Source organism: Lactococcus sp. dk101 (assembly GCF_009601055.1).
Lineage (GTDB): Bacteria > Bacillota > Bacilli > Lactobacillales > Streptococcaceae > Lactococcus.
Genome location: NZ_WITI01000005.1, coordinates 114,977 through 126,109 on the forward strand (window position 1 = coordinate 114,977; position 11,133 = coordinate 126,109).

An 11,133-nucleotide genomic window follows, 5' to 3' on the forward strand; every position below is an offset into this window, starting at 1 on the left:
TAAAATGTTGAAAAAAATAAGACGGTTAGAAAAATTTGACCTTGTCACAAGTATTATTGTCTTTGTTTTAGCCATTCTCTTCTTGTTGCCCCTCTTTTGGCTCTTAACAAATACCTTCAAAATGTCTGCTGACATTTACAAAATGCCACCTGATATTTTACCTAAAACATGGTATTTCGGTAATTTAACAGAATTATTCCAAGGTCAACCGACACTCGAATGGCTCAAAAATAGCTTCATCGTGTCATTTCTGACAGGGATTTTCTCTGTTGCCATTTCAGCAATGGCAGCTTATGGCTTTGCTAAAATCAAATTTAGAGGAAGCACATTCTTGTTCTTGCTCGTCATTGCATCCATCATGGTTCCCAAAGAAACTTTCATCGTTCCACTTTTTAAAGTTATTGTTGATTTAGGTTGGGTAGATTCATACTCTTCAATGATTGTTCCCAACTTAGCCACAGGCTTTGGAACATTCCTTCTCTATGCTTATTTCAAAAAGATTCCCGACTCAATCCGTGAATCTGCTAAGCTTGACGGCGCAAACGAATGGACTATCTTCTGGCGCTTGATGCTTCCAATCGTTAAGCCTGGCTTAGCTGCCTTGTTTATCTTGAACTTTGTTAGTACATGGAATGACTATCTCTGGCAATTGTTGATGGCAAGAAGTAAAGAAATGAAGACTCTTACTGTCGGTGTCGCAAGTCTCCAACAAGATGTCAATCCTAATGTTGGTCTAAAAGTTGCTGGTGCTGCTCTGGCCGCTATCCCTATGATCATCATCTTCATTTTGTTCCAAAAATTCTTTACTAAAGGAACAACAGCTGGTGCGATTAAGGAATAAGGGAGAAAAAAATGAAAAAATTTATATCAATCTTTATCGCAAGTTGCATTGCCTTACTCGCATTGACTGGTTGTGGTAAAACTGAAAAAGCGCAAAATGAAATCGAAGTTTGGCTCACGCCCCAATGGAAAGGGACATATAAAGCTACTGAAAAAGGGGCTGATTATGACAGTTTCATGAAAACAGCGGCATCAATGTTTGAAAAAGAACACCCTGGTACAAAAATAAACATCCAAGTGGTTCCCGGAACTGAGCGTGATAGTAAAATGAGTGTGGCTGTCCAAACGGACACCCTACCAGATATCTTTTTTGACTCATCATTTGTTTTATCAACTTATGCCCACCAAGGCCTCCTTGCTGACTTTAATGATGTTGTCAGCGATGACAGTAAAAAAGACATCTCGCAAACAGTTTGGGATAACGTATCAATTAATAATGATATTTATTTCTACCCATTCTCTCAAAATCCAGGAATGCTCGTCTATAATGCTGATATGTTTAAAAAGGCCGGTCTTGAACAATATATTTCAGGGAAAACAAGTATTGCCGATTGGAATTTAAATGATTTTGAAACAATCCTGAAAAAACTAAAAGCTGCAAATCCAAAAGTTGCGCCACTCGGATTTTATGCCAAAGATAATCAAGGAGACACATGGAACATGATGTACCTTCGCATGTTTGGTAGTACTTTCTTCAATAAAGCTGGTCTCCTTAATATCAACGACAAACAAGGTGTTGAAGCAATGAATTTCATCGAGAAATTGAATAAAGAAAACCTGATTACTGCGGGTGCCGAATCTCTTTCAAGTAGCGATGTTAACACCATGTTCCAAAACCAACAAGTAGCAATCAGTTTTACAAATGCTGTTTCATATCAAGGTATCCTTTCAAATATGGATAGTGGTGCGATGACTAAATTTGATGCTCGTCTTGCCAACATTCCAAGTACAACAAATCCGATGTCATTCACTTATATTTTAAGCTCTGCTGTTTTCAAGACAAATGGGGAAAAACGTAAAGAATTGGCACAGGAATTTGTAAAATTCTATTCAGAAAACAAAGATTTAATTCAAGCTAGTACGAACTTCCTCCCAGTTCGTGCAAGTGTTGCAGCAGCAGAATCTAAAGAAAATCCTTTGATTAATTCTTATCTCAAAAATGATAGTACAGTCGTCAATTTCTCAAACAATACACCTGGTTATGCAGAATTAAGAACAGCTCTTTATCCTCAGATTCAAGCTGTACTGACTGGTGAAAAAACATCGCAACAAGCCTTGGATGACTTTGTTGTTGCGGGAGACAAAGCGATTGAAAGTGGCCTAAAATACTCGAAGGCTCTAAAAAATAAGTAATAAATTAGAAAATGTCTTGTCAGCAATGACAAAACATGAGGGAACAGTTAAAAATGATTATTGATTCCATAAATCAAATGCAGCGATATTTGGGAATTCATCCCAACCTTGATCAAGCAATACATTATCTTGTCAGTACGGATATCCAAAAATTAGGAACTGGAAAATTTGATATTGCAGGCGAGGATGTTTTTCTGATGATACGCGATGCAGAACTTTCCAAAAAGACAAGTTCCATCTTTGAGTATCACGAAAAATATATGGATATTCACTTGATGATTAAAGGCACTGAAACATCCAAGTACGGTCAATCCGTGGACAATTCAACAAAATCATACGATGAAAAAACGGATTGTGGTAGCATTGTCAGTAACAGTATGCAAATCAATTCAATAGATGAGCAAACATTCATCATGTATTTTCCTGACGAAGCTCACCAACCTGACAATTATTTTTCGGGAAGTGAACAAGTTATCAAAGCTGTCATGAAAGTTCGTTTAAAATAAATTTTAGAAAAGAAAGGTCTTTAAAATGAAAGATTTAACAAAATATCAAGGAATTATCCCAGCATTCTATGCATGTTATGATGAAAATGGCGAAATTAGCCCAGAAGCTGTCCAACAGTTGACACAATATTTTATCGATAAAAAGGTCAATGGTTTGTATGTTAACGGCTCTTCTGGTGAATGTATTTATCAAAGTGTAGCAGACCGTAAACTCGTTATAGAAAACGTTATGAAGATTGCTAAAGGAAAATTGACAATCATTTGTCACGTTGCCGCAAACAATACAAAAGACAGTATCGAGCTTGCGAAACACGCTGAATCACTTGGTGTTGATGCAATTGCTTCTATCCCACCTATTTATTTCCGATTACCCGAATATGCTGTTGCGCAATATTGGAATGACATCAGTAATGCAGCACCAAATACAGACTTTGTCATTTACAATATTCCTCAACTTTCTGGAACGACACTGACAAAATCACTCTACACTGAAATGCTCAAGAACAAAAATGTCATCGGTGTTAAAAATTCGTCAATGCCTGTTCAAGACATTCAAGAATTTAGCGCCCTTGGCGGAGCTGATCACCTAGTATTTAATGGCCCAGATGAACAGTTCTTAGGCGGACGTCTTATGGGGGCGTATGCTGGTATTGGTGGAACCTATGGTGCCATGCCTGAACTATTTGTAAAATTGAACGAACTCATTCAAGTTAAAGATTTAGAAACCGCTAAAGCCTTGCAATATACTATCAATGACATCATTGCTAAACTTGTCTCTGCACACGGTAATATGTACGGCGTAATCAAAGCTGTTTTGAAAATCAATGAGAAGCTTAACATCGGTGGCGTACGTCAACCATTGACACCTGTAAGCACTGACGATGAAGCTATCATTGAAGAAGCCGCTAAAATGATACGTGATGCAAAAATTAAATTCTGTAAATAAGACGTGAGGTTTCCGATGAAAAAATATATCGCTATTGATATTGGTGGTACTTCCATCAAATATGGGCTAGTAGATAGTCAAGCAAATATTGTCAGCACTGATGAAATGGACACTCAAGCAGATAAAGGCGGCCCTGCCATCCTTGAAAAAATTATTTCAATTATTGAAAGATTTATAGCTGAAAATAATGATATTGCAGGCGTTGGGATTTCTTCGGCTGGTATGATTGACCCTGTAAAAGGAGAAGTCTTTTACTCAGGCCCGCAAATTCCAAATTATATAGGAACACAATTTAAAGCTGTCATCGAGGATAAATTCAACCTTCCTTGCGAAATCGAAAACGATGTCAATTGTGCTGGATTGGCTGAAGCAATTTCTGGTAGTGCTAAAGATAGTAAGGTTGCACTTTGCTTAACAATAGGAACTGGGATTGGTGGCGCATTACTTTTGAATTCTACTATTTACTCAGGTTTTAGTTATAGCGCCTGTGAAGTTGGATACATTCGAATTTCTGATGGAGCATTCCAAGATTTAGCTTCTACGACTGCTTTAGTCAATCGTGCCGCTGAGCTTCACAATGATGATGTAAGTTCATGGAACGGATATCGCATTTTTGAAGAAGCAAAACAAGGAGATTCTCTTTGTATCCAGGCAATTGATCAAATGGTTAATTACCTTGCTGAAGGAATTGCAAACATCTGCTACGTTGCTAACCCAGAAGTTATCGTCTTGGGTGGTGGCATCATGGCTCAAAAAGAATATTTAGAAGCAAAAATTGATAAAGCGCTGAGAAAAAACTTAGTTTCAAGCCTAGCTGACGTAACAAAAGTTAAATTTGCACACTATCAAAATCAAGCTGGCATGCTTGGTGCTTACTATAATTTTAAAATTCGTCAACAAATTGATTAACTAAATGAGGAAATAATAATGATTGAAACAATGTCTCTCGAAGAAATGAAAACATATCAGGGAAGACAAGATATACCTAAATATTTCACTGATTTTTGGACAAAACAAAAAGAAAATTGTTCGAGTTTAGAAAATTACCAGCTTGAAAAAAAAGAATTTGGAATTGATTTTGCAAATTTTTATGAACTGACCTTTGAAGGCACGAATGGCTCAACTGTTTATTCAAAATGTATCTTTCCAAAGACGAGTAAAAATATTCCTTTAATTTTCTACTTCCATGGCTACCAAGGCCAAAGTCCTGATTGGACAGAAAATTTAAAATTCGTAGCTGCTGGCTATGGCGTTGTCTGTATGGACGTTCGGGGTCAAGCTGGACATTCTACTGACCATGGTGTTTTCGATGGAATTACCGTCAAAGGACAGGTCATTAGAGGTGCAGTTTCTGGGCCTGATCAGCTTTTCTTTAAAGATGTTTATCTCGATGTTTATCAGCTCGTTAACCTTGTTTCTAGCTTCTCTTTTGTAGATAGCAATAAACTTTATAGTTATGGTGCCTCTCAAGGCGGTGCTTTAGCACTAGTTGCTGCTGCCCTAAATTCAAAAATCAAAAAAGTTGTTTCAATTTATCCATTCCTTTCTGATTTTAAACGCGTACTAGAACTAGGAAATCATAGTGAGCCCTATGATGAATTGTTTAGATATTTTAAATTTTCAGATCCATTTCACGAGACAGAAGATGAGATATTACACAATCTATCTTACATTGATGTCAAAAATCTCGCGCATTTTATCCATTGCCCTGTAACAATGGTTACTGGACTAGAAGATAATGTCTGTCCGCCGTCAACACAATTCGCAATCTATAATCGTATTGAGTCACCCAAAGAACATAAGATCTTACCAGAGTACAGTCACGAAGCAATGAATGTCAAAATCAATGATTTTGCTTTTGATCAACTCATCGGCTCTAAGATAATATAACAAAAAAAGAACAGTTTCCTGTTCTTTTTTATTGTCAGTACTGACAAGTCTAAGACATCACTCGTTATCAAAAATCATCAAAAGTGTCATCGATCCTTTGATGTCGTGTGTCAATCCTTCTATACTTTCACGATTATTATAAAGCAAACTCTGATGGTCTTTCTCCCGAATTTCAGGGATTCGCAGTAAGACTTCTAATTGCTTTAAGAAAGCCTGCTCCCCTTCTTCAATTATTTGCATCTCTTTTTCCTTCCTTTACTATTATATATTGAAATGGAGCTTATGGCAATAGATTGCTCGGGAAAAACAAAAAAACTGGCCTAAGCCAGTTTCATTTCGTAAATTTGATTATTTAGCGATTGAAGCGAAGTATTCAAGAGTACGAACAAGTTGTGAAGTGTATGACATTTCGTTGTCGTACCAAGCAACTGTTTTAACAAGTTGGAAATCACCTGCAGTTGTAACTTCAGTTTGAGTTGGGTCGAAGATTGAACCGTGGCTTTCACCGATGATGTCGCGTGAAACGATGTTATCAGCGTTGTAACCGAATGATTCGTTTTCTGCAGCTTTCATAACTGCATTAACTTCGTCAACAGTAACTTTCTTGTCAAGGATTGAAACAAGTTCAGTCAATGATCCAGTTGGTGAAGGTACACGTTGTGCATGTCCAGCAAGTTTACCGTTAAGTGCAGGGATAACAAGACCGATAGCTTTAGCAGCACCAGTTGAGTTAGGAACGATGTTTTCAGCAGCAGCACGAGCGCGACGGAAGTCACCTTTACGGTGTGGGCCGTCAAGAAGCATTTGGTCACCAGTGTAGCTGTGAATTGTAGTCATTGTACCAACTTCGATACCGAAAGCTTTGTTCAAAGCGTCAGCCATTGGAGCAAGACAGTTAGTTGTACATGAAGCACCAGAAATTACTGTTTCAGTACCGTCAAGTTCAGTGTGGTTAGTGTTGAAAACGATAGTTTTAACGTCGTTTCCACCAGGTGCTGTGATAACAACTTTCTTAGCTCCGCCATTAGCGTGCAAGTGTTTTTCAGCAGCAGCTTTTGAAGCAAAGAAACCAGTTGCTTCAAGAACGATTTCTACACCAGCAGAAGCCCAGTCGATTTGTTCAGGGTCGCGTTCTTGAGTAACACGGATGAATTTACCGTTAACGTTGAATCCACCTTCAGCAACTTCAACTGTACCGTCGAATTTACCTTGAGTTGAATCATATTTCAACAAGTGAGCAAGCATAGCTGGATCTGTAAGATCGTTAATTGCTGCAACTTCTACACCTTCAACATTTTCAATACGACGAAGTGCAAGACGTCCGATACGTCCGAAACCGTTAATACCAACTTTAACTACCATGAGTAGTTTCCTCCTTATAGGATTTTAGATTTTATAAAGCAAACCGCTTTAAAGTGACTAAGTTAATTATTTAACTTACATACTTTATTTTAACACTTTTTGAGATTTTTGCAAGGGCAAACAACTATTAAATCCACTTGTTAAGCGGATGTAACGTATTTACGCCAATGAAAATGTTTACATTTATTTTTCTGAAAATTGTGTGTTTTTTAATATTCGCTCTGTTTTTTACCCAAATAATAAAAATTGACTAAGAATATTTCAATCGACAAAAAAACTGCTCAAAGGCAGTCATAAAATCAAATATAATAACGCATTTTTACTTTCCAAAAACTCTTGAGAAGAAACCTTTATTTTTATCCGCACTGATTTCTTTTTGGATTTCAGCCAAAAATGCTTTTTGATCCGTCAATGCTTTATCCATCAGCTCTTGTTGCTTCTTGATTTGAAGATCTTTCTCAGCAATTTGAGCATCTTTTGTAGAAAGTTGTTCATCTTTTGTGTTGAGCTGTTGTTGAAGGCGATCAATCTCGGTGTTTTTGTCTTTCATGAAGTTTGAAAGCATCTCAAAAACAGCGCTATCGTCAGCTTTGACAGCAACTTCATGTTGTTCAACCACTTCTGCTTCAGCGGTGACAACTTTTCCATAAAGGCCTTCCAGTTCATGAATCCCAAGTAAATTCACGACTGTTATATTTTTCTCATTTTTCTCAACAAATTCACTATCAAGCGACTTGACACGTTTATTCATCGCTTGTCGGGTTACTCCAAAGAGTTCTGCTAATTCACTTACTGTTTTTGTTTCCATAATGTCTATAATACCACATTTTTAGCGTTTTTTGTAGATTTATTATAAAAAATGTAGCTCGCATATCATTCTCATATAAATGAGAAAAATATTATAATTAAATTAGAAAAAGAAAGGAAATGGCATGGAATATTCTACAGAAAATTTACAAAAATTAATTTCATTTTATAAAAGTGATATACAAAATGGCTTATTATTAAATTCAGTTGAAGAACATCGACAAAAATGGGGCGAAAATCGTTTCGCCGAGCCAAAAAAAGAAAGTATTTTAGCAAAAATAAAAAATCACCTCTTGGAAATGATGAATTTGGTTCTTTTATTTGTGGCTGCTCTGTCAGCTTATTTGGCCTTTCTCAACGACCAAAATTACATCACGTCGTTTTATTGATTATCATCATCAATATTACAGTTTCCATGTTTCAGGAAAATCGTGCGGAAACCTCACTAGCGGCTTTAAAGAAAATGGCATCGCCAACTTCAATAGTCATTCGGGAAGGCAAGAAATCAAAAGTCCCCTCAACTGAACTTGTCTGCGGTGACATTATCGCCATAAAGGCAGGAATTCAAATAGGAGCCGATGTTCGACTGATTGAGGCCTCCAGTCTTCAAATGGACGAATCATCGCTTACAGGCGAATCTGAGCCTATCAGCAAAGACGCCAACTTTGTCAGTACTGACAAGCTCCCTCTTGGTGACCAATTAAATATGGTATTCTCAGGAACAAATGTTCTAAATGGAACCGGGAAAGGTCTTGTTGTCGCTGTCGGAAATCAGTCACAGATGGGACAAATAGCTTCACTGCTGGAAAATCAAAGCAAAGAAAAAACGCCACTCCAAAAACGAATTGATAGTTTGGCAAAACGATTAACCATTATCGCTTTTATTGCAGGAATTATCATTTTCATCGTCAATTATTTCCTCAATGATATTCCTGTTCTTGATAACCTGATGACTGCAGTTGTTCTTGGTATCGCTGCGGTGCCTGAAACGCTCCCGGTTATCGTGACCTTGAGCTTGATTTATGGCGTCGAAAACATGGCGAAACAAAATGCCATTATCCGAAATATTCCATCTGTTGAGACTCTTGGAAATGCCACAATCATTGCTTCTGACAAGACCGGTACGCTAACCCAAAACAAAATGACCATCAAAAACATCTGGCATAAAGCGCGAAATGAATGGACATCAGGCCCACTTTCTGACGACGAGCAAAAGCTAATACAGTACTTTGGCTACGCCTCAAATGCCAGCGCCCAAGAAACCAATGGCAAATGGGAAGTTTATGGTGAACCAACAGAGGCCGCTATCATCAATTTTTTGATTGACCATCATCTTTACAAACCAGAAACCGCACCGAAACGATTGATTGAACTCCCTTTTGACTCAACACGTAAAAAAATGACTGTTGTCCTTGCTGACAAGATTGAAAATCAGTATTTGGTCATTACGAAAGGTGCATTTGATCGCATTGTCAGTACTGACAAAAAAGCCCAACGCATTCATGACCAATTTGCCGACAAAGCCCTCCGTGTTCTCGCCTTATCTTATAAAAAAATAAATACTATTCCCGAACAACTTTCTGAACTCGAAGAAAATCAAAATTTTCTTGGTATCATCGGTATGATTGATCCCCCAAGACCCGAATCAAAAATTGCTGTCAAAGAAGCACGACAAGCAGGCATTCGTCCTTTAATGATAACAGGTGACCATGCGCTTACCGCCAAAGCAATCGCCCAAGAGCTAGACATTTACCGCGAGGGTGACAAAGTTATTGATGGGCCAAGTCTGTCAGCGCTGACAGAGGAGCAACTTGACAGACAGCTCGACAAAATCTCAGTGTATGCCCGTGTCAGCCCTGAGGACAAGCTCCGTATCGTCAATGCCTGGCAAGCGAGAGAAGAAATCGTTGCAATGACAGGCGATGGCGTCAATGACGCTCCTTCATTACGTGCAGCAGATGTTGGAACTGCCATGGGCATTGCTGGAACTGAGGTCTCAAAATCCGCCTCAGATATTGTCATTACTGACGATAATTTTGCAACAATCGTCGGTGCCATCAAAGAAGGCAGGCGTGTCTATGCCAATATCAAAAAGACTATCTATTATTTACTATCCGCAAATATCGCCGAAATTCTAATCATGCTCATCGGAGCTGTGGTAGGCTGGGGAATGCCACTTAGCGGCATGCAACTGCTTTATATCAACGTCATCGCTGACGGAATTCCAGGATTTGGATTATCCCGAGAAAAAGCAGACCCAGATCTCATGCAACAAGCACCTATTGGAGTCAAAGAAAGCCTATTTTCACGCGGTACCAGTAATAAAATCATTGTTGCCTCAAGCAGTTTCGTCATCCTGTCATTAATTGGCTATTACATTGGTCGATTTGTCCAAGTAAGTGAGCAGACACCCTCTCATCTCTTAGGACAGACAATGGCCTTTATGGTCTTAACCATCGCTTCAACCATCAACGTGTATAATGCTAAAAATGATACTTCCATATTTAGTAAAAAATCACAAAAAAATAAATTAATATTTTTAACAACAACTTTATCATTAGCGTTGACAGTCATATTTTCTCAAGTTCCCTTTTTTATGGACATATTAGATGTCGTACCATTGAGCCGGAAGCATTGGATTATAGCAATCTCTTTAGCAATCCTAAGTATCGTAGTACTAGAAATATACAAACAATTCATCAAAATAAAAACAACAAAAAACCTACTAGCTAACTAGTAGGTTTACCGTTTGATTGATTAACAATCGTTATGCCGAAGGCCGGGGTCGAACCGGCACGATGTTGCCATCACCAGATTTTGAGTCTGGCGCGTCTGCCTATTCCGCCACTTCGGCGACAGAACTGGGATAGCTAGATTCGAACTAGCGCATGAGGGAGTCAAAGTCCCTTGCCTTACCGCTTGGCTATATCCCAAAAATAGGCGGATGATGGGAATCGAACCCACGCATGTCGGTACCACAAACCGATGTGTTAACCACTTCACCACATCCGCCATATTTTTAACACGGGCAGTAGGAATTGAACCCACACTAAAGGTTTTGGAGACCTTTGTACTACCTTTATACGATGCCCGTACAAATTATGGAAGGGAGAGGATTCGAACCTCCGAACCCGAAGGAGCGGATTTACAGTCCGCCGCGTTTAGCCTCTTCGCTACCCTTCCAAATATTCGATTAAAAATCAGATTATATAAAATAATCTAATGGGAGTTAACGGGATCGAACCGCTGACCCTCTGCTTGTAAGGCAGATGCTCTCCCAGCTGAGCTAAACTCCCAAAATAACTTAGCACCGACCCTATCTCGCAGGGGGCGACCCCCAACTACTTCCGGCGCGGAAGGACTTAACTGCTGTGTTCGACATGGGAACAGGTGTATCTCCAACGCTATGGGCACTAAATTATTTTGCAC

Annotated in this window: 11 protein-coding genes, 6 tRNA genes and 1 rRNA gene; 8 read left to right on the forward strand and 10 right to left on the reverse strand. The window is 38.6% G+C overall.

Annotated elements, in window-relative coordinates; translation table 11 throughout:
• The first annotated feature begins 4 nt into the window (after nucleotides 1-4).
• Genes GHI45_RS05850 through GHI45_RS05875 form a run of 6 tightly spaced genes read left to right on the forward strand, consistent with a single transcriptional unit; the run spans nucleotide 5 to nucleotide 5,535 of the window.
• Entirely contained in the window at nucleotides 5-841 is an 837-nt protein-coding gene (locus GHI45_RS05850) for a carbohydrate ABC transporter permease (protein WP_147779887.1), read from the forward strand.
• Nucleotides 842-852: 11 nt separating this feature from the next.
• Nucleotides 853-2,193 (forward strand): ABC transporter substrate-binding protein, encoded by a 1,341-nt coding sequence (locus tag GHI45_RS05855; protein WP_147779888.1) that lies wholly within the window; start codon nucleotides 853-855, stop codon nucleotides 2,191-2,193.
• A gap of 53 nt (nucleotides 2,194-2,246) precedes the next feature.
• Nucleotides 2,247-2,699 (forward strand): YhcH/YjgK/YiaL family protein, encoded by a 453-nt coding sequence (locus GHI45_RS05860; protein WP_187230084.1) that lies wholly within the window; start codon nucleotides 2,247-2,249, stop codon nucleotides 2,697-2,699.
• A 25-nt stretch (nucleotides 2,700-2,724) separates the two neighbouring features.
• Nucleotides 2,725-3,645, forward strand: a complete 921-nt coding sequence (locus tag GHI45_RS05865; RefSeq protein WP_147779890.1) for a dihydrodipicolinate synthase family protein — start codon at nucleotides 2,725-2,727, stop codon at nucleotides 3,643-3,645.
• A gap of 15 nt (nucleotides 3,646-3,660) precedes the next feature.
• Nucleotides 3,661-4,554 carry an ROK family protein gene (locus GHI45_RS05870; protein WP_147779891.1) on the forward strand — a complete coding sequence of 298 codons (894 nt, stop codon included), beginning with the start codon at nucleotides 3,661-3,663 and terminating at the stop codon, nucleotides 4,552-4,554.
• Nucleotides 4,555-4,572: 18 nt separating this feature from the next.
• The gene (locus GHI45_RS05875; RefSeq protein WP_147779892.1) at nucleotides 4,573-5,535 is read left to right on the forward strand and encodes an acetylxylan esterase; all 963 of its coding nucleotides are present in this window, start codon (nucleotides 4,573-4,575) and stop codon (nucleotides 5,533-5,535) included.
• A gap of 57 nt (nucleotides 5,536-5,592) precedes the next feature.
• Here GHI45_RS05875 and GHI45_RS05880 read toward each other — a convergent pair whose 3' ends face one another.
• The 3 genes from GHI45_RS05880 to GHI45_RS05890 form a co-directional block, all read right to left on the reverse strand.
• A complete protein-coding gene (locus GHI45_RS05880) occupies nucleotides 5,593-5,775 on the reverse strand; it encodes a hypothetical protein (RefSeq protein WP_147779893.1) in 183 nt (60 codons plus the stop codon).
• Nucleotides 5,776-5,883: 108 nt separating this feature from the next.
• On the reverse strand, nucleotides 5,884-6,897 hold the full coding sequence (gene gap / locus GHI45_RS05885) for a type I glyceraldehyde-3-phosphate dehydrogenase (RefSeq protein WP_147779894.1): 1,014 nt from the start codon (nucleotides 6,895-6,897) through the stop codon (nucleotides 5,884-5,886).
• A 319-nt stretch (nucleotides 6,898-7,216) separates the two neighbouring features.
• The gene (locus GHI45_RS05890) at nucleotides 7,217-7,705 is read right to left on the reverse strand and encodes a DUF536 domain-containing protein (RefSeq protein ID WP_147779895.1); all 489 of its coding nucleotides are present in this window, start codon (nucleotides 7,703-7,705) and stop codon (nucleotides 7,217-7,219) included.
• Nucleotides 7,706-7,829: 124 nt separating this feature from the next.
• Between GHI45_RS05890 and GHI45_RS11390 the strand changes: the two genes are divergently transcribed.
• Nucleotides 7,830-8,093: a cation-transporting P-type ATPase gene (locus GHI45_RS11390; RefSeq protein WP_228386028.1), complete on the forward strand. Its 264-nt coding sequence runs from the start codon at nucleotides 7,830-7,832 to the stop codon at nucleotides 8,091-8,093.
• Between the two features lie 26 nt (nucleotides 8,094-8,119).
• Nucleotides 8,120-10,441: a cation-translocating P-type ATPase gene (locus GHI45_RS05895; RefSeq protein WP_255471392.1), complete on the forward strand. Its 2,322-nt coding sequence runs from the start codon at nucleotides 8,120-8,122 to the stop codon at nucleotides 10,439-10,441.
• 33 nt (nucleotides 10,442-10,474) lie between these two features.
• Here the strand turns inward: GHI45_RS05895 and GHI45_RS05900 are convergent.
• The 7 genes from GHI45_RS05900 to rrf form a co-directional block, all read right to left on the reverse strand.
• Nucleotides 10,475-10,558, reverse strand: a tRNA-Leu gene (locus GHI45_RS05900).
• A 7-nt stretch (nucleotides 10,559-10,565) separates the two neighbouring features.
• Nucleotides 10,566-10,637: transfer RNA gene (locus GHI45_RS05905), tRNA-Gln, on the reverse strand.
• Nucleotides 10,638-10,643: 6 nt separating this feature from the next.
• Nucleotides 10,644-10,716, reverse strand: a tRNA-His gene (locus GHI45_RS05910).
• Between the two features lie 11 nt (nucleotides 10,717-10,727).
• Nucleotides 10,728-10,798, reverse strand: a tRNA-Trp gene (locus GHI45_RS05915).
• A gap of 8 nt (nucleotides 10,799-10,806) precedes the next feature.
• Nucleotides 10,807-10,887, reverse strand: a tRNA-Tyr gene (locus GHI45_RS05920).
• A 40-nt stretch (nucleotides 10,888-10,927) separates the two neighbouring features.
• Nucleotides 10,928-11,000: transfer RNA gene (locus GHI45_RS05925), tRNA-Val, on the reverse strand.
• Between the two features lie 6 nt (nucleotides 11,001-11,006).
• Nucleotides 11,007-11,122, reverse strand: a 5S ribosomal RNA gene (gene rrf, locus GHI45_RS05930).
• Nucleotides 11,123-11,133: the final 11 nt, after the last annotated feature.

Bases quoted from the DNA above. Each gene is read 5' to 3' on its own strand.
- GHI45_RS05875 (WP_147779892.1), top strand. From the start codon at position 4,573: ATGATTGAAACAATGTCTCTCGAAGAAATGAAAACATATCAGGGAAGA.
- GHI45_RS05855 (WP_147779888.1), top strand. From the start codon at position 853: ATGAAAAAATTTATATCAATCTTTATCGCAAGTTGCATTGCCTTACTC.
- GHI45_RS05860 (WP_187230084.1), top strand. From the start codon at position 2,247: ATGATTATTGATTCCATAAATCAAATGCAGCGATATTTGGGAATTCAT.
- GHI45_RS11390 (WP_228386028.1), top strand. From the start codon at position 7,830: ATGGAATATTCTACAGAAAATTTACAAAAATTAATTTCATTTTATAAA.
- GHI45_RS05895 (WP_255471392.1), top strand. From the start codon at position 8,120: ATGTTTCAGGAAAATCGTGCGGAAACCTCACTAGCGGCTTTAAAGAAA.
- GHI45_RS05890 (WP_147779895.1), bottom strand. From the start codon at position 7,705: ATGGAAACAAAAACAGTAAGTGAATTAGCAGAACTCTTTGGAGTAACC.
- gap (WP_147779894.1), bottom strand. From the start codon at position 6,897: ATGGTAGTTAAAGTTGGTATTAACGGTTTCGGACGTATCGGACGTCTT.
- GHI45_RS05850 (WP_147779887.1), top strand. From the start codon at position 5: ATGTTGAAAAAAATAAGACGGTTAGAAAAATTTGACCTTGTCACAAGT.
- GHI45_RS05870 (WP_147779891.1), top strand. From the start codon at position 3,661: ATGAAAAAATATATCGCTATTGATATTGGTGGTACTTCCATCAAATAT.
- GHI45_RS05865 (WP_147779890.1), top strand. From the start codon at position 2,725: ATGAAAGATTTAACAAAATATCAAGGAATTATCCCAGCATTCTATGCA.
- GHI45_RS05880 (WP_147779893.1), bottom strand. From the start codon at position 5,775: ATGCAAATAATTGAAGAAGGGGAGCAGGCTTTCTTAAAGCAATTAGAA.